The organism is Citrobacter sp. LJND-P06 (genome assembly GCF_058188415.1).
The window spans coordinates 4,197,384-4,220,075 of record NZ_CP187317.1 but is presented as its reverse complement, the minus strand read 5'-3'; the positions used below and the strand labels follow the sequence as shown (position 1 = coordinate 4,220,075).

The 22,692-nt window shown below is 55.5% G+C and carries 24 protein-coding genes; 4 read left to right on the top strand and 20 right to left on the bottom strand.

The features are described from left to right. Nucleotides 1-36: 36 nt before the first annotated feature. The 16 genes from phnP to ACO7SM_RS19870 form a co-directional block, all read right to left on the bottom strand. Complete coding sequence (gene phnP / locus ACO7SM_RS19945) at nt 37-795, bottom strand: phosphonate metabolism protein PhnP (protein ID WP_490468941.1); 759 nt, start codon at nt 793-795, stop codon at nt 37-39. Nucleotides 796-858: 63 nt separating this feature from the next. After that, on the bottom strand, nt 859-1,293 hold the full coding sequence (phnO, locus tag ACO7SM_RS19940; RefSeq protein ID WP_490468940.1) for an aminoalkylphosphonate N-acetyltransferase: 435 nt from the start codon (nt 1,291-1,293) through the stop codon (nt 859-861). Beyond that, nucleotides 1,286-1,834, bottom strand: coding sequence for a ribose 1,5-bisphosphokinase (phnN, locus tag ACO7SM_RS19935; RefSeq protein ID WP_490468939.1), 549 nt, complete (start codon nt 1,832-1,834; stop codon nt 1,286-1,288). The genes phnO and phnN overlap by 8 nt, the downstream gene beginning before the upstream one ends. Before the next feature lie 2 nt (nt 1,835-1,836). Next, nucleotides 1,837-2,973 carry an alpha-D-ribose 1-methylphosphonate 5-triphosphate diphosphatase gene (phnM, locus tag ACO7SM_RS19930; protein ID WP_490468938.1) on the bottom strand — a complete coding sequence of 379 codons (1,137 nt, stop codon included), beginning with the start codon at nt 2,971-2,973 and terminating at the stop codon, nt 1,837-1,839. Then, the gene (gene phnL / locus ACO7SM_RS19925; RefSeq protein WP_490468937.1) at nt 2,970-3,650 is read right to left on the bottom strand and encodes a phosphonate C-P lyase system protein PhnL; all 681 of its coding nucleotides are present in this window, start codon (nt 3,648-3,650) and stop codon (nt 2,970-2,972) included. The genes phnM and phnL overlap by 4 nt, the downstream gene beginning before the upstream one ends. 132 nt (nt 3,651-3,782) lie before the next feature. Then, nucleotides 3,783-4,541: a phosphonate C-P lyase system protein PhnK gene (gene phnK / locus ACO7SM_RS19920; RefSeq protein WP_203359247.1), complete on the bottom strand. Its 759-nt coding sequence runs from the start codon at nt 4,539-4,541 to the stop codon at nt 3,783-3,785. Then, nucleotides 4,538-5,329, bottom strand: coding sequence for an alpha-D-ribose 1-methylphosphonate 5-phosphate C-P-lyase PhnJ (gene phnJ, locus ACO7SM_RS19915; RefSeq protein WP_490470988.1), 792 nt, complete (start codon nt 5,327-5,329; stop codon nt 4,538-4,540). Before phnJ ends, phnK begins: the two co-directional genes overlap by 4 nt. Before the next feature lie 46 nt (nt 5,330-5,375). Then, nucleotides 5,376-6,443, bottom strand: a complete 1,068-nt coding sequence (locus ACO7SM_RS19910; RefSeq protein ID WP_490468936.1) for a carbon-phosphorus lyase complex subunit — start codon at nt 6,441-6,443, stop codon at nt 5,376-5,378. Next, entirely contained in the window at nt 6,443-7,039 is a 597-nt protein-coding gene (phnH, locus tag ACO7SM_RS19905; RefSeq protein ID WP_490468935.1) for a phosphonate C-P lyase system protein PhnH, read from the bottom strand. The genes ACO7SM_RS19910 and phnH overlap by 1 nt, the downstream gene beginning before the upstream one ends. Then, nucleotides 7,036-7,488, bottom strand: a complete 453-nt coding sequence (gene phnG / locus ACO7SM_RS19900; protein ID WP_490468934.1) for a phosphonate C-P lyase system protein PhnG — start codon at nt 7,486-7,488, stop codon at nt 7,036-7,038. The genes phnH and phnG overlap by 4 nt, the downstream gene beginning before the upstream one ends. Further along, nucleotides 7,489-8,214 (bottom strand): phosphonate metabolism transcriptional regulator PhnF, encoded by a 726-nt coding sequence (gene phnF, locus ACO7SM_RS19895; protein ID WP_490468933.1) that lies wholly within the window; start codon nt 8,212-8,214, stop codon nt 7,489-7,491. Nucleotides 8,215-8,234: 20 nt separating this feature from the next. Then, nucleotides 8,235-9,014 carry a phosphonate ABC transporter, permease protein PhnE gene (gene phnE / locus ACO7SM_RS19890; RefSeq protein WP_490468932.1) on the bottom strand — a complete coding sequence of 260 codons (780 nt, stop codon included), beginning with the start codon at nt 9,012-9,014 and terminating at the stop codon, nt 8,235-8,237. Nucleotides 9,015-9,112: 98 nt separating this feature from the next. Then, a complete protein-coding gene (phnD, locus tag ACO7SM_RS19885; protein ID WP_490468931.1) occupies nt 9,113-10,129 on the bottom strand; it encodes a phosphonate ABC transporter substrate-binding protein in 1,017 nt (338 codons plus the stop codon). A 64-nt stretch (nt 10,130-10,193) separates the two neighbouring features. Then, on the bottom strand, nt 10,194-10,982 hold the full coding sequence (gene phnC, locus ACO7SM_RS19880; protein ID WP_490468930.1) for a phosphonate ABC transporter ATP-binding protein: 789 nt from the start codon (nt 10,980-10,982) through the stop codon (nt 10,194-10,196). Between the two features lie 132 nt (nt 10,983-11,114). Continuing rightward, a complete protein-coding gene (gene yjdN / locus ACO7SM_RS19875; RefSeq protein ID WP_490468929.1) occupies nt 11,115-11,561 on the bottom strand; it encodes a VOC family metalloprotein YjdN in 447 nt (148 codons plus the stop codon). Between the two features lie 120 nt (nt 11,562-11,681). Next, nucleotides 11,682-12,017: a zinc ribbon domain-containing protein YjdM gene (locus ACO7SM_RS19870; protein ID WP_490468928.1), complete on the bottom strand. Its 336-nt coding sequence runs from the start codon at nt 12,015-12,017 to the stop codon at nt 11,682-11,684. 564 nt (nt 12,018-12,581) lie between these two features. On the opposite strand from ACO7SM_RS19870, the gene crfC reads away from it, so the two are divergent. Together crfC and ACO7SM_RS19860 are read left to right on the top strand one after the other, a co-directional pair. After that, complete coding sequence (gene crfC, locus ACO7SM_RS19865) at nt 12,582-14,936, top strand: clamp-binding protein CrfC (RefSeq protein ID WP_490468927.1); 2,355 nt, start codon at nt 12,582-12,584, stop codon at nt 14,934-14,936. Next, nucleotides 14,933-15,844 (top strand): diguanylate cyclase regulator RdcB family protein, encoded by a 912-nt coding sequence (locus tag ACO7SM_RS19860; protein WP_490468926.1) that lies wholly within the window; start codon nt 14,933-14,935, stop codon nt 15,842-15,844. The genes crfC and ACO7SM_RS19860 overlap by 4 nt, the downstream gene beginning before the upstream one ends. Here ACO7SM_RS19860 and kdgT read toward each other — a convergent pair. After that, nucleotides 15,841-16,836, bottom strand: a complete 996-nt coding sequence (kdgT, locus tag ACO7SM_RS19855; RefSeq protein WP_490468925.1) for a 2-keto-3-deoxygluconate transporter — start codon at nt 16,834-16,836, stop codon at nt 15,841-15,843. The two genes, ACO7SM_RS19860 and kdgT, sit on opposite strands and share 4 nt — an antisense overlap. A gap of 698 nt (nt 16,837-17,534) precedes the next feature. On the opposite strand from kdgT, the gene proP reads away from it, so the two are divergent. Both proP and pmrR read left to right on the top strand, forming a co-directional pair. Then, nucleotides 17,535-19,037, top strand: coding sequence for a glycine betaine/L-proline transporter ProP (gene proP / locus ACO7SM_RS19850; protein WP_490468924.1), 1,503 nt, complete (start codon nt 17,535-17,537; stop codon nt 19,035-19,037). A gap of 71 nt (nt 19,038-19,108) precedes the next feature. Further along, a complete protein-coding gene (gene pmrR, locus ACO7SM_RS19845) occupies nt 19,109-19,198 on the top strand; it encodes an LpxT activity modulator PmrR (protein WP_203359234.1) in 90 nt (29 codons plus the stop codon). On the opposite strand, the gene pmrB is transcribed toward pmrR, so the two are convergent. The 3 genes from pmrB to eptA are packed head-to-tail and all read right to left on the bottom strand — an operon-like array spanning nt 19,192 to nt 22,583. Further along, nucleotides 19,192-20,274 carry a two-component system sensor histidine kinase PmrB gene (gene pmrB, locus ACO7SM_RS19840; RefSeq protein ID WP_490468923.1) on the bottom strand — a complete coding sequence of 361 codons (1,083 nt, stop codon included), beginning with the start codon at nt 20,272-20,274 and terminating at the stop codon, nt 19,192-19,194. The two genes, pmrR and pmrB, sit on opposite strands and share 7 nt — an antisense overlap. Next, nucleotides 20,275-20,943: a two-component system response regulator PmrA gene (gene pmrA / locus ACO7SM_RS19835; protein WP_490468922.1), complete on the bottom strand. Its 669-nt coding sequence runs from the start codon at nt 20,941-20,943 to the stop codon at nt 20,275-20,277. Beyond that, the gene (gene eptA, locus ACO7SM_RS19830; protein WP_490468921.1) at nt 20,943-22,583 is read right to left on the bottom strand and encodes a phosphoethanolamine transferase EptA; all 1,641 of its coding nucleotides are present in this window, start codon (nt 22,581-22,583) and stop codon (nt 20,943-20,945) included. Before eptA ends, pmrA begins: the two co-directional genes overlap by 1 nt. Between the last annotated feature and the right edge of the window lie 109 nt (nt 22,584-22,692).

Genomic DNA, 22,692 nt, shown 5'->3' with positions numbered 1-22,692 from the left:
AATAGGCTGCGTAAGTGAAGAGACGATGAAGTGACGCTAATCCAGCACAATCTCCATCCCGTCGAAGCCCGCTTCAATGCCTTCCGGCAGCGGGTTCTCCATCAGCCACAGGTCGAACTGATGGCTGATGTGGGTGAGGATCACCCGTGGGCAGCGGATGACGTTATTGAGCGCCACGACGGTATTTAAATCACAGTGGTTACGTGCAGGCTCCGTGCGTGGCGGGTGGCTACAGTCGATGATGATTGCCTGCGGCTGATTGTTCAGCAGAAATTTCAGCGTTTTGTCTGGCAATCCGGCGGTGTCAGAGAGCCACGCCACGCGGCTGTGCGCCGTTTCCAGCAGATAGCCAAACGTCAGCTTTGAATGATTCAACGGCAGCGGCGTGACCTGTAATCCCTGCAAATCAAACACCACAAACGGCTTCACCGTGTGGCTGAAATCCAGAATCCCCGGATGCTTAAACAGATCGTCACAGCCCTGATCGTCAGGCGGGCCATATACCGGGATCGTCGCACCCACGCCCCAGCGGAGCGGAAACAGCCCCTGGACATGATCCATATGGTAGTGAGTGAGCAGAAACTGACGGAAAGATCCGGCAGGCCAGTTGTCCATAAGATCATGCAGACCGGCGTCCAGCAGCGTTACCGCGTTGTTGAATTTGAGTGATCCACTACAGGGGCGGCGGCGATAGTGCGCCTGCAAACGCGCGCGACGACAGGCGGCGCAGTCGCAACCAAAAGCGGGCACCTGCTGTGCGCCGCCGGTGCCGGTTAAGGTGATGGTCAAACTCATTGTGGCTCCCCTTGTCGTATCGTGCCGGATGGCGACGCGAGCCTCTTATCCGGCCTACGTACCTCACAATGCTTTTGTGAAGCGGAAATGGCTCCGTTCATACCCTTCGCGCAGGTAAAAACGGTGCGCGTTGTGACGCGTCACGCTGGTGGAAAGCTCGGTCATTTCTGCCCCTGCCAGGCGTGCTTCTTCCTCCGCCCACGCCAGCAGCCGACTGCCGACTTTGCCTCCGCGTGCGTGCGGCATCACCACCAGTTCCTGAATTTCGCCAATCCAGTTGGCGTGATGCAGATGAAACTGCAAATGCAGACCAATCATGCCAACCACCTGGCCGTCGAGCAGCGCCAGTTGGTAGCGCAAATTGCTATCCTGCAAATTAGCGGCAAACCCGGCGCTAAAGGCCTGGCGGTTAAATTCGGCCTGCTTTAGCTCGCAGATAAGCGCATAAACATCGTCGCTATCTGCTGGGGTGGCATGGCGTAGTTCACAGTTAAACATCTATTTTCTCCTTGCGACCCATCAGCGTGAGTAACGCATCGACGGACTGCAATAAACTTCCGTCGTTATTCAGCTTATGACAGTTTAATGGCGCGTAACGGGCGGCGCGTTCGAGGCGAGCGGCGATCTCCGTTTCATTTTCTCTCCCGCGAGCCTGTAAGCGCTGGCGCAGGATAGCAGAAGACACCTCTAAACAGACAGGAAACAGCGATTCGCCGTAGCGTGCCCGCGCTTGCGCCAGATGCGCGCGCGAACCGTTGACCACCACGTCGAAACCGGCGTGTAGCCAAAGGTCAATCTCTACCCCTATGCCGTAATAAAAGCCGTTGGCGTGCCAGCTTAGCGCCAGCAAATTCTGCCCGGCGCGGGTAAAAAACTCGTGTTCACTGAGGGCGATATGGTTTTCATGCCCGGCGTTGGCCGACCGGGTGATGTAACGATGCGCCACCAGCAGTTGCGCAGGTTCCTGCTGGCGAAGCTCCGCCAGCAGGCTGTCCTTCCCGGAGCCGGACGGCCCCATCAGCCAGATCAGTTTTCCCATCGTCAGAACACCCTTTTTCCCTGCCGCCAGACATGGTCGATATGAATATGATCGCCTTTGCGGTGCGCCAGCACCAGGTCGGCGCGCTTACCTTCGGCGATCACGCCGCGATCGTCGAGGTTCAGCGCCCGTGCCGGGTTACGGGTGACCAGTTGAATGGCCTGTGGCAGCGTAAAGCGGTTGGCTTCGTCGTCGGCGACGCGAAACGCCGCATCGAGCAGGCTGGCGGGGTAGTAATCGGAAGAGAGAATATCCAGCAGTCCCCTTTCCGCCAGCGTATGCGCCGCCACGTTGCCGGAGTGCGAACCGCCGCGCACGATATTGGGCGCGCCCATCAGCACGTTCATCCCACATTGTCGCGAAGCCAGTGCGGCGTCGAACGTGGTGGGAAACTCGGCGATCACGCTGCCAAGTTGATGCGACTCCCGCACATGATCGTGGGTGGCGTCATCATGACTCGCCAGCGCGATATGCCGCTCGCGACACAACTGTGCAATGGCGGTACGGTTCGGCTGCGACCAGCGCGCCGCAAGCTGAAGTTGTTCTTCTTCATAGCGGGCCATCTGCTCATCGGTAAGCGAATATTTGCCCTGATAGTATTCGCGGTATTTTTCACGGCTGGCGAACTGACGTTGTCCCGGCGAGTGATCCATCAGTGATACCAGCGTCACCGGTTCACGACCCACCAGTTTTTCGAACAGCGGCAGGGTGGAGTGATGCGGCAGCTCGCAGCGCAGATGCAGACGGTGCTCGGCGCGGTTGACCCCGCGCTTTTGCGACTCCTCCACCGCATTGATCATCTTTTCCAGGTTTTCCAGACGGTCACCGCCGTCGCGGACATCGCCAATCGCCACCGCGTCCAGCACGGTGGTGATGCCGCTGGCGACCATCAGCGCGTCGTGACTGCTCATGGCCGAATGGGCGGGCCAGTCCACTTTTGGGCGCGGAGTAAAGAATTTATCGAGATTATCGGTATGCAGCTCAATCAGCCCTGGCAGCAGCCAGCCGCCTTCACCGTCCAGCGCCTCGGGAAGACGGCTCTGACTTTGCGCAAAGGCGCGAATCACGCCATCCTGCATTTCCAGCGATCCGTGCACCACTTCATCTTCCAGCACTAGCTTTACATTGTTGATAATCATGCTGTTTTTCCCATCAGGTGCAAACGGTCTGCCACGCGCTCGCGCACGGTGCTATCGTGAAAAATGCCGACAATCGCCGCGCCGCGGGCTTTTGCTTCTTCAATCAGCGCCACTACCGCCGCGCTGTTTTTGGCGTCCAGCGAGGCGGTGGGTTCATCAAGCAGCAAAATCGGGTAATCGACAATAAACCCGCGGGCGATGTTGACGCGCTGCTGTTCGCCGCCGGAAAAGGTGGAAGGGGCGAGATGCCACAGCCGTTCCGGTACGTTCAGGCGGATCAGCAGGTTCGCGGCTTTGGCGGCGCATTCCTCGCGTGATACGCCGAGATCCAACAGCGGCTGCATCACCACATCCAGCGCGCAGACGCGTGGGATCACCCGCAGGAACTGGCTGACCCAGCCAATCGTGGAACGACGGACGTCGAGCACCTTACGGGCGGGTGCCTGTACCAGATCCACCCATTCACCGTCGTGGCGAATGTGGATGTGTCCTTCATCAGGTAAATAGTTGGCGTACAGGGAGCGTAACAGCGTCGATTTGCCGCTGCCGGAGTGGCCGTGAAGCACCACGCATTCGCCCTTTTTGACCTCCAGAGAGGCGTTTTTCAGCACCGGCAGACGCACGCCGTTTTGCTGGTGAAGCACGAAAGTCTTACTCACGTTTTCTACGCGGATCATGTTGGCCTCTTGGTTCTTTTTGCCGGATGTCCGATCGCCGGATGGCGGCGTTGCCTTATCCGGCCTACAAATGCATGTTTTTCGTAGGCCGGATAAGGCGCGTTAGCGTCGCCATCCGGCAAAACAGCGACATCAATTCTGTAAAACCGACGACACCAGCAACTGGGTGTAAGGGTGATGCGGATCGTCGAGCACACGGTCGGTTAACCCACTTTCCACCACCTGACCCTGTTTCATCACCAGCAGGCGGTCAGCCAACAGGCGCGCGACGCCCAAATCATGGGTGACAATCACCACCGCCAGATCCAGTTCCACCACCAGCCCGCGCAGCAGGTCCAGCAGTTTGGCCTGCACGGAAACGTCCAGCCCGCCGGTGGGTTCGTCCATAAACACCAGCTTCGGGTGAGTCACGAGGTTACGGGCGATTTGCAGACGCTGCTGCATGCCGCCGGAAAAGGTGGTCGGCAGATCGTCGATACGTGAGGCGGGGATCTCCACCTCCTCCAGCCAGCGCTTCGCGGTGGCGCGGATCTCGCCGTAGTGACGCGCGCCGGTCGCCATCAGGCGTTCGCCGATATTGCCGCCCGCCGATACCTGACGGCGCAGACCGTCCAGCGGGTGCTGATGCACCACGCCCCATTCGGTGCGCAGCAGGCGGCGCCGGTCGGCTTCGTGCATACCGTACAGCGAGCGGTTCTGGTACTGAATCTCGCCCGACTGCGGCGTCAGGCGCGAAGAGATCGATTTCAGCAAGGTGGTTTTGCCGGAACCGGACTCCCCGACAATGCCCAGCACCTCGCCAGGCCACAGGTCAAAAGAGACATCGCTGAAGCCTTTGCCCGGCGCGTAGAGATGGGTCAGGTTGTTAACCGAAAGCAGCGGTTGCGTCATTGGCTGAGGGCCTCGCTCTGTTGGCGGCAGTAATCGGTGTCGGAGCAAACAAACATCCGTTTGCCGGTGTCATCGAGCACCACTTCGTCGAGATAACTGTGCGTCGAACCGCAGATGGCGCAGGGTTCATCCCAGGTTTGTACGGAAAACGGGTGATCGTCAAAATCGAGGCTTTCTACCCGCGTGTAAGGGGGAACGGCATAAATGCGTTTTTCGCGGCCAGCGCCAAACAGTTGCAGGGCGGGCATCCTGTCCATCTTCGGATTATCGAATTTTGGAATTGGCGACGGATCCATCACGTAGCGACCGTTGACCTTCACCGGGTAGGCGTAAGTGGTGGCGATATGACCGAAGCGAGCGATATCTTCATACAGTTTTACCTGCATGATGCCGTACTCTTCCAGCGCGTGCATGGTGCGGGTTTCCGTTTCGCGCGGTTCGATAAAGCGCAGCGGTTCCGGGATCGGTACCTGAAAGATAATGATCTGATCTTCAGTCAGCGGCGTTTCCGGGATCCGATGACGCGTCTGGATCAATGTCGCATCTTCTGTTCGTTCGGTGGTGTTGACGCCGGTGACGCGTTTGAAGAAGTTGCGGATCGACACCGCGTTGGTGGTGTCATCAGCACCCTGATCAATCACCTTCAGCACGTCCGGCTCGCCAATCACGCTGGCGGTCAACTGAATACCGCCGGTGCCCCAACCGTAAGGCATCGGCATTTCGCGCCCACCGAAAGGCACCTGATAGCCAGGGATCGCCACCGCTTTCAAAATGGCGCGGCGGATCATCCGTTTGGTCTGCTCGTCCAGATAAGCAAAGTTGTAGCCGGAGAGGTTAGTGGTCACGGGCGGCCTCCTGTTGCAGGCGTTTGAGCAGTTCCAGTTCGGCCTGGAAATCGACGTAATGGGGAAGTTTGAGGTGCGAAACAAACCCCGCCGCCTCGACGTTATCCGCATGCGCCAGCACGAACTCCTCGTCCTGCGCCGGGCCGGTGACCGATTCATCGTAGTCGGGTGCCTGTAGGGCGCGGTCTACCAGCGCCATTGCCATCGCTTTGCGTTCGCTCATGCCGAACACCAGTCCGTAGCCGCGGGTGAAATGCGGGGCTTCATTTTCTGGCGCGACAAAGCCGTTAACCATTTCACACTCGGTCATCAGCAGTTCGCCGACGTTCACCGCAAATCCCAGCTCTTCTGGCACGATGTCAATCCCGACAAAACCGCTGCGGATCTCGGCGGCAAACGGGTGGTTGCGCCCGTAACCGCGCTGGGTGGAGTAGGCCAGCGCCAGCAGGTAGCCTTCGTCGCCGCGCATCAATTGTTGCAGGCGCGAGGAACGTGAGCAGGGGTATACCGGCGGCGTGCGGGTGATGTCGTCAGGTTGAGCGCCGTTATCTTCTTCACGCTTCGCTAAACCCTGACTGGCCAGCAGTGAAAAGACGTGCGGAGCCGGTTCCTGCGTACTTTCTGCGGGACGCAGCGGCGGCGTTCCACCATTCGCCAGCAGGGTAAAATCGAGCAGGCGATGGGTGTAGTCGTAGGTTGGCCCCAGTAACTGCCCGCCGGGAATGTCTTTATAAACAGCGGAGATGCGGCGTTCCAGGCGCATTCCGGCGGTATCCAGCGGCTCACTGACCGCCAGTTTCGCCAGAGTGGTACGGTAGGCGCGCAACAAGAAGATGGCTTCGACGTTATCGCCGCTGGCCTGTTTCAGCGCCAGCGCCGCCAGTTCGCGGTCAGCAATACCGCCTTCGGTCATCACCCGGTCGACGGCGAGATTCATCTGCTGTTCGATTTGCGCCACGCTCAGTTCGGCAATCGTGCTGTCGCCGCGACGTCGGTTCTCCTGTAGCGCATGGGCGTTGGCTATCGCCTTTTCGCCCCCTTTAACGGCGACGTACATCAGCACACCTCCACATGGGTGGTGCGTGGAATAGCCAACAGCCGGTCGCCGCAGGTGAGGATCAGATCGACCCCCAGCGGAAAAGGATGCGGGCGCTCAGTAAGCTCGCGGATCAGGCAGTCCGGTAGCTGTGGCGCGATCATGCGCTCTTCTGCAATGCCCGCACCGGTAAGGCGCAGCATGCGTCCGCCGCTCAAACTGGCAACCTGTACGATCAGCGTGGCGCTGGTTTCCGGCGCCACGGCAGAACCGGCGGAGAGGGCGTTAAGCTGCTCGCTGCTGATGCGCTCGTCGGCGACGGCAAAGGTCGCCTGTTGCGGTTGTTCCACCAGGGTTGCGCTGGTGTGAAAGCGCAGATTCTGACTGGCGATGTCGTTGTTCACGGCGGGCGACAGCCAGACCGGTGTGTCGCCGTCAACCAGCGTTAGCAGCACGCTGGTGGTGGCGATATCCAGCGGCTGCCAGCCGTGTTTCAGTTGCTGTAGAGCCACAATAACGCCGGGTTCGCTCATGGCTTTCAGCAGGCGGCGAAAGCTCTGCTGTGCGTCCTGAACCGGGGAGTGAAAGGCGGTCAATAGTGCTGTCGATCGTGTCATGTGTTATCTCCGCGTACCAGCGTGAAGAAGTCGACCCGGCTGGCGTTGACGTCGGCACGGCGAGCGTTTCTTTGTGCGTCGCGTTCCGCTTCCAGCGGGGCAATTAAGGTTTCCATTAGGTTCTGGAAATGCGTCTGTTCCTGGAGCAGCGCGTCGATGACGGCGCACTGTTCGGCGTGGTGTTTGTTGCGCCCCAGCAGATAGCTGTAGCCCAGCGTGCCGCTGGCAAGGCGTACCACCGCACGGGTAAGGGTGGTGTCCCCGGCGAAGAAGCGGTTGCCGGTGCCGCCCATCCGCGCCTGAATCTGCATCAGTCCGGTTTCCGGGGCGCGAATCAGTTCATATTCCGGCGTCAGCGCCAGCGCCTTGATGCGCGCGTTCAGTCCTTCGGCGTGGCTGTAAGCCAGCGCACGCATCCAGCGCTGGCGGGTAGAAGTATCAAAGTGCATTCAGTGCTCCATGATGAATTCGATCATGTCGGCGCGGGTCAGGCTGACGGAGTATTCCGTTGCCTGTGCTTCGCCTTCACGGTGGTTCAGGGTGCGCACGCACAGCAGCGGCGCCATATTGGGGATTTCCAGTACCTTGCTTTCTTTGGCCTGCGCGCGGCGGGCGCTGATGCGTGTTTGCGTGCGTTGCAGCGCCAGTCCCGCGTGCTCGCGCAGATAGTCGTGCAGCGAACCGCTGCTAAAACCCTGCAAGAGCGGCCAGAGAGTGAGGTCGGAAAAATAGTGGTCAATCAGGCACAGGGCGATGCCGTTCACCCGACGCAGGGTGCGCAGGTGGATGACGTTGTCGCCCTCGTTGACGCTCAGTGCGTCGGCAATCGGGCTGGAGGCCGGGCGTAGCACCGCCAACAGCTTTTCGCTGGTGGGATGGCTACCCTGATCCAGCAGATTCTGGCTGAAGCGTGCCTGGGCGTTGAGTGGGTAATCGAATGGGCGCATTAGCACCAGCACGCCGACGCCCTGACGACGCTGTACCCAGCCTTTCTCCACCAGTTGGTCGATAGCGCGGCGCAGCGTGTGGCGGTTCACCTCAAAGCGGGCGGCAAGCTGATGCTCTGCCGGAAGGTAGTCGCCGCAGCGGTAATGTTGACGAAGCTCCTGCTCAAGTCGGGCGGCAATTTCCTGATAACGCGTCGGATAGCTGGTCGGATGTGTAGACAAGTGCATAGCAATCAATGCCTCGCTGATCAGATGAAGTGCTTACGTAAACGCTGGGAGAGGAAATCCAGCAGGCTGACGGTGACGATGATCAACACCATCAGGGCGCAGGTTTGCTGAAACTGAAAGCCGCGAATCGCCTCCCACAGCGTGACGCCGATGCCGCCTGCGCCGACCATTCCGACCACGGTTGCCGAGCGGACGTTGGACTCAAAGCGGTACAGCGAGTAGGAGATGAGCAGCGGCATCACCTGCGGCAGAACGCCGTAGAGGATCTCTTCAATTTTGTTGGCGCCAGTGGCGCGAATGCCTTCTACCGGGCCAGGCTCAATGGCTTCTACCGCTTCGGAAAGCAGCTTGGAGAGCACCCCGGTAGTGTGGATAAACAGCGCCATCACTCCGGCGAACGGGCCAAGACCGACGGCGACGACAAACAGCATGGCGAAGACCATTTCGTTAATGGCGCGACAGGCGTCCATCGCTCTGCGCATCGGCTGGTATATCCACCATGGCACGAGGTTGTCGGCGCACATCAGGCCGAAAGGAATCGAAAGAACAACGGCGAGGGCGGTTCCCCAGACGGCGATTTGCAGGGTGACGGCCATTTCACCGAGATAGTCCTGCCACTGGCTGAAGTCCGGCGGGAAGAAGTCGGCGGCGAAGGTCGCCATATTGCCGGAATCCTCGATCAGCGTGAGCGGGGCCATTTCCGCGCCGTTCCAGGAGACGACGAGCACGGCGAGCAGGATGGCCCAGCTCAGCAGCGAGAACCAGCTACGTTTCGGCGGTGGGACGGTGATGGTTTGCATGACGTTCTCCGTGGTTTGTCATTGCCGGATGGCGCTACGCTTATCCGGCCTACATGTGGAACGTAGGCCCGGTAAGCGCAGCGCCACCGGGCATAACATTACTGCACCGCTTTGTTCACGCTGGTCATCGCACCCAGCGCGGCGGTCAGACGGTCGAGGTCATCCAGTTGCGCTTTCAGCGCCGAGGTTTTACTGGTTTTCTCTTCCTCGTTCAGCCCGTTGTTGTCCTTCACGCCCTGCATCTCTTTAAACAGCGCCAACTGGCGAATCGGCACCAGTTGCAGATCGCTGGAGGCACGGAACGGCGCCCAGCCCAGACGTTCCAGCGTGGTTTTCTCTTCCGGCGTTTTGCCGTAATTCATAAAGAAGTCGTACACCTTGTCCTTGGTGGTTTCGGAGAGATTCTTACGCCAGACGATCGGGTCGCCCGGGATCAGCGGCGACTTCCAGATAACCTTCAGCGCTTTCAGCTTTTCTGGCGCGGAGGTTTTCAGCTTGTCGAGGTTTTCGGTGTTGTTGGTGGCGACATCCACCTGCTTGTTGGCGACGGCCAGCGCGTTGGTTTCGTGTCCGGCGTTGACGGTGCGTTTGAAGTCGCTGGCGGCGATATTGTTTTTGGCGAAGACGTAGTAACCGGGGACGAGGAAACCCGATGTGGAATTGGGATCGCCGTTCCCGAAGGTCAGATCCTTACGTTTGGCGATCAGATCATTCAGGTTGTTGATCGGACTGTCTTTATTGACGATCAACACGCTCCAGTAACCGGGGGATCCATCGGCGGCGACCGTCTGGGCAAAGACCTGACCGTTGGCGCGATCCACCGCTTCCATCGCCGAAAGGTTGCCGTACCAGGCGATGTCGACTTTGTTAAAGCGCATCCCCTGAATGATCCCGGCGTAGTCCGGGGCGAAGAAAGCATTCACTTTTATGCCCAGCGACTTTTCCATGTCTTTCAGGAACGGTTCCCACTGCGGCTTCAGGTTTTGCTGTGATTCGGTCGAAATAATGCCAAAGTTCAGCGCTTTTTCCTGTTCTTCGGCATGAGCCGGGCTTAACAAGGTGCTGATGCTGAACATGCTGGTGAAGGCCAGCGCGGCAACGGCTTTATAGCTCATCTATCATCCTCATTTGGCATTGTTCCAGGCTATTTCACTTACTCGCCTGGTCTTTTCAGTTAAGTTAAGCAGCCTGCGCGTTCTGTTCGACGCGGTTCATGCTGCGGTAGAGATGGTCAAATCTTTCGTTATCAAAATGCTGGCTACTGCCATCAAAAAACACCTGTCCCTGACGCAGGGCGACAATGCGTTCGCAGTAGCGCAGGGCGTAATCCACCTGATGTAGCGTGACGACCACGGTAATACCGTCGGTCTGATTGATATCGCGCAGGGTATCCATCACGATGCGCGCCGATTCCGGGTCCAGCGAGGCGATAGGTTCATCGGCCAGAATGACTTTTGCCTGCTGCATCAGCGCACGGGCGATGGCGACGCGCTGCTGCTGACCGCCGGAGAGCGTTGAAACGCGCTGATACGCAAACTGCGCCATCCCCACGCGAGTCAGCGCCTGCAATGCGCGTTGTTTCTGCGACGGGCTGAACCAGCTAAAACAGGTACGCCAGAACGGCGTGCTGCCGAGTGCGCCAATCAACACGTTCTCGAGTACGGTCAGACGGTTCACCAGATTGAACTGCTGGAAGATGTAGCCGGTGTGGGCGCGGCTTTTGCGGATGTCACGCGCCAGACGGCCTTCGCGCTGGACGGTGCGATCCAGTAGTTCCACATGGCTGCCTGGCGATTTATCGCCAGTAATTAACCCGCTTAAGTGACGTAAAAGGGTGGATTTGCCGGAACCGGACGGGCCAAGCAGAGCCACCATCTCACCGGACGCGATATCCATATCAACGGCGTGTAGCGCCTGCTGCTGATTGAACGTTTTGGAGAGTTTCTCGACACGAATCATCGTTTGCATGGTGCGGCCTCACTAAAAAAGTGGCCCCATCGTGGCGGATTAATGTGACGATTTTGTTAAGAGTTGGTGACTTGATGATGAAGAGTTGAGGAGAGATTGATGACAGAATGGGAGGGCGAGCCTCCCGCCAGGTTACTCGGTCGGCTGCTGTTGTTTCACAACGTTAATCATCCACGGCACACCGTATTGATCGGTGACTTTACCGAATCCGTGTGCCCAGAAGGTTTCCTGCCAGTCCATTTCGATTTGACCTTTGGCGGCAAGGTTGTCAAACCAGCGCTTTCCTTCTTCGACATTTTGCGTATCAAGAACCAGCGTGAAGCCGGAGTAGTGTGCTTTGCCTGGTGCAACGGCATCACTCATCATGATATCGCTACCTGCAATGCGCACGTTGGCGTGGGCGATGGCGTTATCGGGGAATGTCATTCCGGACGGGCAACCGTCCTCGCTGTCCTGCGCCGATTTGGGCATTTCACCGAAGCTGATTTTGTAGAGCAGTTCTGCGCCCAGAGTCTGTTGGTAGTACGCGATGGCGTCGGCGCAATTGCCGGCAAAAGAGATGTAGGGACTTAACGGCATAATGTTTACCTCAGGTAAAAGAAGCCAGTTAAGTGTAGTTATCGTCGACCTGGTAAGCGAAGCGCCACCGGGCAATAAATGCCGGATGGCGGCGTAAACGCCTAATCCGGCTTACAAAAATCAGTTCTTTTTCACGAACTCGGATTTCAGCTTCATGGGGCCAAAACCGTCAATTTTGCAATCGATGTTATGGTCGCCTTCGACCAGACGGATGTTTTTCACTTTGGTGCCGATCTTCAGCATTGAAGAACTGCCTTTCACTTTCAGATCTTTAATCACGGTGATGCTATCGCCGTCCGCCAGCAGATTGCCGTTGGCATCTTTCACGATCAGCTCATCGCTGTCGTGAGCCGGTTCGGCATCGTTCCATTCGTGAGCACATTCCGGGCAGATGAACATGCCGTTATCTTCGTAGGTATATTCGGAGTTGCATTGTGGGCAATGGGGTAATGACATGTGGATTTCCTCAAAAGGTCAGCAAGGGCAAAAGCGCCCAAAAATGGCAGATTGCCGAAAAAGGCCGCAATTATACATAAAATCCTTAACGTTGTCGGGACTATTCCCACCTTAAGAATATGTCACCCCGCGGCTGGAGGTCGCGGTGGGGGCAAAAAAATGTCATGACGATTTTTTTAAGGGAAATTGCTACGTTTTACTATTTAAGATAAGGTGAGGCAAACCTTCTTATAATAATTTGCCAGCGGCACTAACACACCCTCGATTTTTGTTAGTGAGCACAATCTTACCCCCTAATTCAGGTAGGTAAGAATGACGCTATTGAGTCTGAAAATTTATATGTTCATCATAATTTAAGTGATGTGTACTGAACGTCTCCCTTTATCTTTCTTATGGTTAACGGTCAGCAAGAAGCGGTCAGCAAGCGTTGATGCATTCCTTATTACCCTCAGGGTTTTATTTTTTTTAATATTTTCTATACGTAATTAAATATGCCGAAAATTCATAATAAAAATTACGGCTAAATAAAAGTAATATAAATTTGCGTTAAGGAACAATTTTTTCATGCACACACAGACAATCTATGAATTAAGTCAGGAAGCTGAGCGTTTGTTATTGCTCTCGCTCTCGCATCTGAGGCAAATAGCCGCATTTTCGCCGACGATGCAGGAGAGTGAGCGTGAAGGAAACGACATCAGTGGAGAGAGTATTCTTCCGCCACATTTTAGCGCCCGTGGCATTGCTGCCCAACACGCTATGCTGAACAATGAGTTACGTAAAATTACGCGGCTGGAAATGGTTCTGGCTATCGTTGGCACCATGAAAGCGGGAAAGTCGACGACCATTAACGCAATTGTCGGAACGGAAGTGTTGCCCAACCGCAATCGCCCGATGACCGCACTGCCGACGTTGATCCGTCACACCCCGGGTCAGCAGGAACCGGTGCTGCATTTTTCCCATGTTGCCCCGATTGATACGCTGATGCACAGGTTGCAACAACGGCTGCAAGCGTGCGATCGCCAGCATCTGACACTGGCGCTGGAAATCGACAAAGACATGGATGGCCTCATCCAGCGCATTGAAAAAGGTGAGGCGTTCGAGCGTCATTATCTGGGCGCGCAGCCTATTTTCCACTGTCTGAAGAGCCTGAACGACCTGGTGCGCTTGTCGAAAGCGCTGGAGGTGGATTTTCCGTTTTCCGCCTACGCCGCCATTGAACATATCCCGGTCATTGACGTTGAGTTTGTGCATCTGGCGGGGCTGGAAAATGCGCCAGGACAACTGACTTTGCTGGATACGCCAGGGCCAAACGAAGCCGGACAACCGCACCTGCAAACCATGCTCAACGAACTGTTGACCCGCGCTTCTGCGGTGCTGGCGGTGATGGACTACACCCAACTGAAGTCTATCTCCGATGAAGAGGTGCGCCAGGCTATCGCCGCGGTGGGCAAATCCGTCCCGCTGTATGCGCTGGTGAACAAGTTCGATCAAAAAGACCGCAACAGTGACGATGCCGAACAAGTCCGGGCGATGATTTCCGGCACGTTGATGAAGGGCTGTATTACGCCGGGGCACATTTATCCGGTTTCTTCGATGTGGGGATATCTGGCGAATCGGGCGCGTCACGAACTGTCGGTACACGGTCGGTTGCCCGATCCTCAGGAACAACGCTGGGTTCAGGATTTTGCGCAAGCCGCGCTCGGTCGGCGCTGGCGGCTGGCCGATCTTGACGATACTGAACACATTCGCCATGCGGCGGATTTGCTGTGGGAGGATTCGCTGTTTGCACTTCCCATGCAAACGCTGATGCAGGCGGCGTATGCCAATGCCTCGTTGTATGCCCTGCGCTCGGCGTCGCATAAGTTATTAAATTATGCTCAGAGCACACGTGATTATCTCGATTTTCGCTTTAACGGTCTGACGGTTGCGCAGGAAAAGCTGCAGGTGAATATCGCCCAGGTCGAGGCGGATTTACAGCAGTTACGGGCGAGCCAGGCGTCTGTGGGCGATGAAGTGCGCCACGAAGTCGCATTGGCGATGGACGCGGCTAACGCATTGCTGAACCAGCAGGATGCCGTCATTTTACGCGACATCAGCCGTTTATTCAGTGAAGAAAACATCGTGGCGATGTCAAAACGCGACACGCTTTCGCCGATACCCGACGCCGAAATCGTCGGCGAAACGCTGGTGTTATACGACGAAAGTCAAGCGCAGGTTGTCTTAAGCAAAATCCGGGCGTCCTGTGAGGTCGTGTTATTAAGGGCGCAGGAGAATGTCAGCCGCGAACTGGCGTTACGCTTTGAGCAACTCGAATCGACGCTGGCGCGGGTGTTTACGGATGCGATGCGCCCGATTGAAGCGCGGGTTAAAGAGGTGCTGAGTCATACCGGTTTTCGGGCGCGGATCAGTTTTCCGGCATTTCATGCTGCTCTGCTTAATTTCAACACCCAACCCTTGTTCAGAGAGGCGATGAGCCAGGAGAACCTGCAAGACGCGCAGAATCCGCCGTGCGCAAGCGTACGTGAAACCTTCTCTCGCTGGCTGAACCAGCCTCACTGGGGGGGACGAGATTATGTGGAAACAAAAGTGCGTTACCTCATTCATTTTACGACATTGCATTCCAGTCTTGAGGAGTATGTCTGCCACTTTAGCCAGCAAATCCGTAAAGTGTTGGCGGCTCAGGTTGATGCTTCTGTCACGGCAGGCATGACAACGTTCTTTGCTGATTTTTCACAGTGTCTGTCGGGGCTGCAGGAGAGCTTGCGGGAAAGCCTGGCGATGCGACAACAGAATGAATCTGCGGTGACGGCGCAGCGCCTGCAATTGCAGCACAGTCTTTCTACCGTGGTGTGGATGTATGAGGACTCGCGTCTGTTGCTTGACGATATCCAAACCCTTTTTGCGACTGAGCAGACATGACAAATACGTTACGGGAAGGCCCGGGGCGGATGCTGGAATGTATTCACCCGAAGTTTATGGTTTCTCTGGTTCAGGGAGAAGAACTCAAACGGTCTGGCGGTACGCTGCAAGAGCAGTCGTTTCGCGAGCGCCTGTTGCAAGAGATGTTGACCTATGCACAGCTTCGTACATGGGCGATGGCGGGGAGAGGCAGCGAGCACTTGATGATGCGCTTCACGCTGGTGGAAAAACTGGCGGGGATGCTTGATCCCGGTCATCTGGCGCTGTCCCGCATTGCTCAGCACCTGGCGCAATTGCGACGCAGTGAGCTTCCCCGTGTATACGCGACGCCTGATATCCGACAGCAACTCGATGCGTTAACCGACGAGTTTTCCCGGCGCTGCGCGTACAAAGAAAAGGCGCTGACGCAACGGGGGCTGACGGTACAGGCAGGGGATCACAGCGAGCAGGTTTTTACCCGCTGGCGAGCCGGAGTGTACGACGGCTGGTCATTGCCGGGGCGCTGTTTTGTCGCGCTTGAGGAGCTACGGTGGGGCGCTTTCGGTGATGCCTGCCGGTTGGCTAATGCCGACGTTGTATCGATGCTGAAAGACAATTTGCGCGCGATGGCCAGTCACGCGCTGGCGCAAAGCATTCACGCCGCGCCAACAACTCGCCATTACTACCCGCAGTGGCTCAATATGCCCAATACCCAGGGAACAAACGACAATAATGATCTGTTGAACTGGCTTGGAGACTGGTGTGATGCCGACAAACATCCGGTGTGCTGGTCCGTGACGCAGCGCTGGAAAAATGTGGCGTTAGGGATGCCGAGACTCTGTTCGGCGCAGCGGCTGGCGCATGCGATGGTGGAGGAGATTTTTGCACCGTCCCCTCTGGTAAGCCCAGAGGGGACAGGGAGGACTTAGTGATTTAAGGAGTCAGCCGGCTGCTCTGCGCTGCTTTGTGCCTGGACGTTACCGAAGCGTTTGGCGTACAGGGCAGTGATAATCGGCACCAGAATCGCGGTCACAATCACGCTGGCAGCGACCAGGGCGGTGGCCGATGCGGCAACCGGTTCAAATGCCGGGTTAATTTGCGCGATGATTACCGGGTTGGCGACGGCAGCGCCGGCTGCGGAAGAGGCCGCGACGCCTGCTGTACCGTTCCCGCCACCGATCACACGGTCAGCGATAATCAGCGGAATACCGGTGATGATAATGACCGCTACACCCAGCACGATACCCAGCAGACCGGTGTCCATAATGACGCCCAGGTTAATGGTGTTACCGAGTGCGAAGCCGAAGAACGGAATCAGTACTGGCGTGGCTTTGCTGAAGAAATCACGGAAATCTTTATCAAGGTTACCCAGCGCAAAACCGATCAGGAACGGCAGGATAGCGCCCACAAAATGGTGGGGTTCAAATGATGCCAGACCCGCAGAACCCAGGATAAGCATGGTCATCAACGGACCGGATTCCAGAGACATCAGAACGAAGGCGCCAGACTCTTCTTTGGTGCCGTACTGGTTCATCAGGCTGGCGTACAGACCGCCGTTGGTCATGTCCATCGCAGAGACAATCGCCAGAACGGACAGACCGGCGAAGAAACCGGTTTGAATGCCGTTTTCCGGAATAAACATGGCACAGATCATTGCCACGGCCCAGGCCACGGCGATTTTGGTGATCACCAGCGTCCCGGATTTACGTAACACAGTCCCTGTGGCACGCAAGTTAATGGAGGCGCCAATACAGAAGAACCATACCGCCAGAATCGGCACGGTACCGGTAATCATCCCTTTGGTAAAACCACCAAAATAAGCACCGGTGTTAGGTGCCAGAGTATTCAGGATGGCACCGAGTACCAGAGGAACCAGCATCATCCCACCAGGGATACGTTCAATAGCGGCTTTAATTTTCATAAGCGTCCTCAAGACTTGTCGCGTGGAACGCACGGACAAGCCAGTAAATTATATTAATTTCAAAATCTTATGTTGCTAAGGAAGCGCAGGTTCTCCTCCTTCTCATTGCTGGCACAAATCGGATGCGGCTTGCGTCAGTGTGTCGCGATCCCCAGAGATGTTGTGTCTGCTGTCATCTTGCATTCAATGGAACTACGATTCAATCAAAATAAAACGGTGTTTTAGTTACCCGTATCACATATTTTATGGAAACCTTTCCGGAAGCCATGGAATATTAAAAATGCTGTAAATGCTTTGTAAAAAGAGAAGGGTGTTTTTGTCTGATAGCTTAATAATCACGCCAGTGATATTTCATTTTAATGCGCAAGTGATCGGCATGTTTGCGTGTCAATAAACACTATTTTCCGTAAGCAAAAAATAGACTGAGAATGACCTTATTTACAGTTGATGACGAAGAGAACATATATGTGTGAAGTTGATCACACATTTAAACGCTGGTAGGGTAAAGAAGTCATTAACCGCCCAATCAGGCGTCAACAGGTTCGGTTGTACAGGCCTCAAACGGTCAGTGGAAGTAAACCTGCTACGCTTGTTATTTGATCTGCATCTGTGCAGATACCACGCTCTACGGGGACGTTAGCGCATTGCGCCAATGAATTCGATATGTAGCGAGACGGGCTTAGTCTACGAGGACAGCTATGCTGAAAAGGAAAAAAATAAAACCGATCACGCTTCGCGACGTGACCATCATTGATGATGGTAAATTGCGTAAAGCGATTACCGCAGCGTCGCTGGGTAACGCGATGGAGTGGTTTGATTTTGGTGTTTATGGCTTTGTTGCCTATGCGTTAGGTAAAGTATTCTTTCCAGGGGCCGACCCCAGCGTGCAGATGATTGCCGCGCTTGCCACCTTCTCCGTTCCCTTCCTGATTCGACCGCTTGGCGGATTGTTCTTCGGTATGTTGGGCGATAAATACGGTCGCCAGAAGATCCTCGCTATCACCATTGTGATTATGTCGATCAGTACCTTCTGTATCGGGTTGATCCCCTCGTATGCCTCTATTGGCATCTGGGCGCCCATCCTGCTGTTGTTGTGTAAGATGGCGCAGGGGTTCTCGGTGGGCGGTGAATATACCGGGGCGTCGATTTTTGTCGCCGAGTATTCGCCTGACCGTAAACGCGGGTTTATGGGCAGTTGGCTGGATTTTGGCTCCATTGCGGGATTTGTGCTTGGCGCGGGGGTCGTCGTTCTGATTTCGACCGTGGTCGGCGAGGAAAACTTCCTGGATTGGGGCTGGCGTATACCGTTCTTCATTGCACTGCCGTTAGGGATTATTGGTCTCTATTTGCGTCACGCGCTGGAAGAAACCCCGGCGTTTGTGCAGCACGTTGAAAAGCTGGAGCAGGGCGACCGTGAAGGATTGCAGGACGGCCCGAAAGTGTCGTTTAAAGAGATTGCCACTAAGCACTGGCGTAGCCTGCTGACCTGTATTGGTCTGGTGATTGCAACCAATGTCACGTACTACATGTTGCTGACGTACATGCCGAGCTATCTCTCGCATAACCTGCATTATTCTGAAGATCACGGCGTGCTGATTATTATCGCCATTATGGTCGGGATGCTGTTTGTACAGCCGATTATGGGGCTGCTGAGTGACCGTTATGGCCGCCGTCCGTTTATCATTCTGGGGAGCGTTGCGCTGTTTGCCCTGGCAATCCCGGCTTTTATGCTGATCAACAGTAATGTTCTCGGTCTGATTTTTGCCGGTCTGCTGATGCTGGCGGTGATCCTCAATTGCTTTATTGGGGTGATGGCCTCGACGTTACCGGCGATGTTCCCGACGCACATTCGTTACAGTGCGCTGGCGGCGGCGTTTAATATTTCGGTACTGATTGCTGGTCTGACGCCAACGCTGGCGGCCTGGCTGGTGGAGAGTTCGCAGAATCTGATGATGCCGGCCTATTACCTGATGGTGATTGCGGTGATTGGTTTTGCGACCGGGATCACCATGAAAGAGACTGCGAATCTTCCGCTGAAAGGCGCGACGCCAGCGGCGTCGGATATTCAGGAAGCGAAAGAAATTTTGCGCGAGCATCACGATAATATCGAACACAAAATCGAAGATATCGATCAGGAAATTGCTGAGTTGCAGGCGAAACGCTCACGTCTGGTACAGCAGCATCCGCGTATTGATGAGTGATACGTAAACACTTAAGGTTCACTTAATCTCTATTGTGCACACTCTCCTCCAGCGTTGAGGAGGAGAGTGTCATGAAAAAGCGTGTTTACGAAAGTTTAACCACCGTATTCAGCGTCATGATCGTCAGCAGTTTTGTCTACATTTGGGTGACCACTTACTGATCTTTATTCAGTATGACCCAGGCGCGCGTGCCTGACGTGTCTTCACGGTTATGCAGGAAGAACTGCCCGCGATGCAGTTGCGTGATGCGACTGACAATACTGAGCCCCAACCCAATCCCGCCATATCGACTGTCCATGCGAACAAAGGCTTCGCTGAGCTTCCCACATTTACTTTCATCAATCCCCGGGCCTTCGTCTTCAACGGCCATAATCGCGTCGTGACCGGTGTTGAGACTGATGGTGATGGTTGTCCCTTCCGGGCTGTAGCGGTGCGCGTTTTCGACCAGATTGCGCAGCAACATACGCAGCAGCGTGGCGTCGCCGCGCACCGTGACATCCTCTGCGCTGTCTGGCAGTAGCAGCGTTTGCTGGCGTTGATCCAGCATGGTGCTCAGCTCGTCATAAGAGGGCAGGATCACGTCATCCAGCAGCTTCACATGTTGATAATTTCCCAATGAGAATGACTGGCCGACACGGGCGAGTTGCAGCAATTGCGACACGCTATCCATCATTTGGTCGAGACGGGCGACCAATGGCGCGACATCGACATTATGCGCTTTGGAGAGCAATTCCAGATGCAGACGCACCCCGGAAAGCGGGGTACGTAATTCGTGGGCGACATCTGCGGTGAACAGGCGTTCATTCTCAAGCGTCGTGGTTAAGCGGGTGACCAGTTGATTCAGCGCCGTGACCACTGCGTCTATCTCAATCGTACTACTGTGAATGTCGATAGGGGTCAGATTATCCGCGGTACGCGTTTCCAGCTCTTTTTGCAGGTCGGCAAGTGGGCGGGTAATGCGCCGAACCGCCTGATAACAGATGAGCAACGTCAGGCTGACCATAAACACGGCAGGGACGATCAGACTGGCTACCGCTTCACGGATCTCATGCAAGATGTGGCGGTCATTGTTTCGATTCTCGCGTAGCGCCTGCTCGAAAAGCTGAATCTGCTCGATGCTTTCGTGCCAGAGCCAGAAGGTACTGATCAACTGAAATACCAGCAGAATCAGGCCGATGGTGAGCATCAGACGCTGACGAAGGGTCATGGGTCTGTGCAGAAAACGCGTCAGGTTCACTTAGTTTTCCTCAGCGACAACCAGCATGTAACCAAACCCCCGAACGGTGCGGATACGCGATTTCCCCACTTTGTCACGCAGGTTGTGAATATGCACCTCCAGCGTATTGGTCGACGGCTCGTTGTCCCAGTTGTAAATGTCGTTGTACAAGATTTCGCGATGCACCGGGCTGCCTGCTTTGAGCATCAGCCGTGACAACAACGCGTACTCTTTCGGCGTTAAGACCAGCTCTTGCCCCTCCAGCCAGACCTGACGACGCCCTAAATTCAGCGTCAGATTGCCGACAACCAGCTCACTCTCACCCTGATTATTATGGCGACGCAACAACGCCCGAATGCGCGCGTGCAGCTCTTCCAGGGCGAACGGTTTGACCAGATAGTCGTCGGCGCCGACATCCAGCCCGGTGATACGGTCGTTGAGCGTGTCGCGGGCGGTGAGGATCAGCACCGGGAGGGTGCATTTCTTCTGCCGGATGCGGGCCAGAAAATGCAGTCCGTCTTCATCAGGCAACCCCAGATCCAGAACCACCAGACTATAATGACCTGTCTCCAGACAATGCTCTGCGGCGCGCGCAGTAGAGACGCCGTCACAGGCGTATCCTTCGGTTTGTGCGGCAAGAATCAGTCCCTGCAATAACAACGTATCGTCTTCAACAATCAGAATTTTCATTAGGTTAGCCTCCTGCAGGGGTGCAGAATATCATCTGCAGCCTGGTAATACTTCGTCTGCACGCCCGTTAATCCCAGCAGGGTCGAGAAAAGATTGTCCTGCGAGAAATCTTGCGAGCTTGCCTGTTTTTGTAAACACGTCTGGTCAACCTGATAGCGTTTTTGATAATCATCAGAAAGCCAGAGCAGCATCGGCACATGTTTTTGGGTATCCGGGGCAATGGCGTAAGGCAGTCCGTGGAGATAAACACCGTTTTCGCCCAGGGACTCACCGTGGTCGGAAAGATAAACCAGACTGGTGGTGAAATTATCCTGATGTGATTTCAATACATTGATCGCTTTATCAACAATATAGTCAATGTACAGGATGGTATTATCGTAAGTGTTCACTAACTGTTGCTGTGAACAGGTCTGAATTTCGTTGGTGTCGCAGGTAGGGGTAAATTTCCGAAACTGCGGCGGATAACGGTTGTAGTAGGTTGGGCCGTGGCTGCCAATGGTATGCAGGACAATCACACCATCCCCCTGGAGTTTGTCGATGTACTCTTCCAGACCGTGAAAGAGGACTTCGTCATAGCACTCCCCCTCAATACACTGCCCCGGCAAATTCAGCACCGTCATATCCTGATGCGGAACACGATCGCACGCGCCCTTACAGCCGCCGTCGTTGTCGTTCCACAACACGTTAATGCCTGCCCGTTGGATAATATCCAGCAACCCTTCCTGATGATGCGCCAGCTCTTCGTCATAGTGTTTACGCGGCATACCGGAGAACATACAGGGTACGGAAATCGCCGTCGCGGTCCCGCAGGAGGTGGTGTGGGGGAAATAGACTACGTTGTCTTTTTCCAGGCGCGGATTGGTCTGGCGCGAATAACCCGAAAGCGAGAAGTTGTCGGCGCGAGATGTTTCGCCGACGATCAGGATGGTCAGGTTTTTACGCGGTTGTTTGAGCATGAGCGGGTTGCGATGGGCATCCTCGCCAATACGCACCAGCGGCAGGTTGGCAAGACGCTGGTGTGAATACCAGGAGGACGTCGCGACAATGCTGCTCGACGGGCTGAGCGCTTTGATCAGTTGTTTGTTATTGCGAAACAGCGAGGCGTAGTCTTTGTAGAAAAAGAGGGCGACCAGCAGAATCAGCAGCACGGAAATCAACACGCTGATGGCGCGATACACCGCACCGCGCAACGCCGGGGTGGTTGGTTTTATTTTTACCCAGCAGGCTATCACCGCCGCCAGGATGCCGCATACGCCCACCATGAACACCATTTGCGGCGTTATCAGGGCGAATGTTTCTGCCGCCGTGGTATCCATCATGTTGGCAATCATCGAGCGGTCGATAATGATGCCGTAGGTCAGGATGAAGTATTGCGCCGCCGCGCCGACCACAATGAACAGGCAGGCCAACGGGCGATTCAGCCACAGGAAAGAGGCCAGCGTCAGCACAATATTCATTACGCTGAAGGAAACCACCGGCATGGATAAAAACACCAGCACGTTGCGCAGGGAGTCCAGCGGTAAGTCCTGCAATACTTGCTTATAGAAGGCCATGTTCAGGCAGATGGAAATATAGAATGAGAGCAGCAGGAGCCAGGACATTTGTCCGAGAATCGGTCTTCTAAAAAGGCGCTTTAACATTAGGGAAGTTCCATCAACTAAGTGGCGCAGATCCTCGCAAAGTAAAGTTAAGCCAACCTTAAGAATTTAAGGTTGGCGATTGCCTGCCCGATGAGGCATGACTACCTCA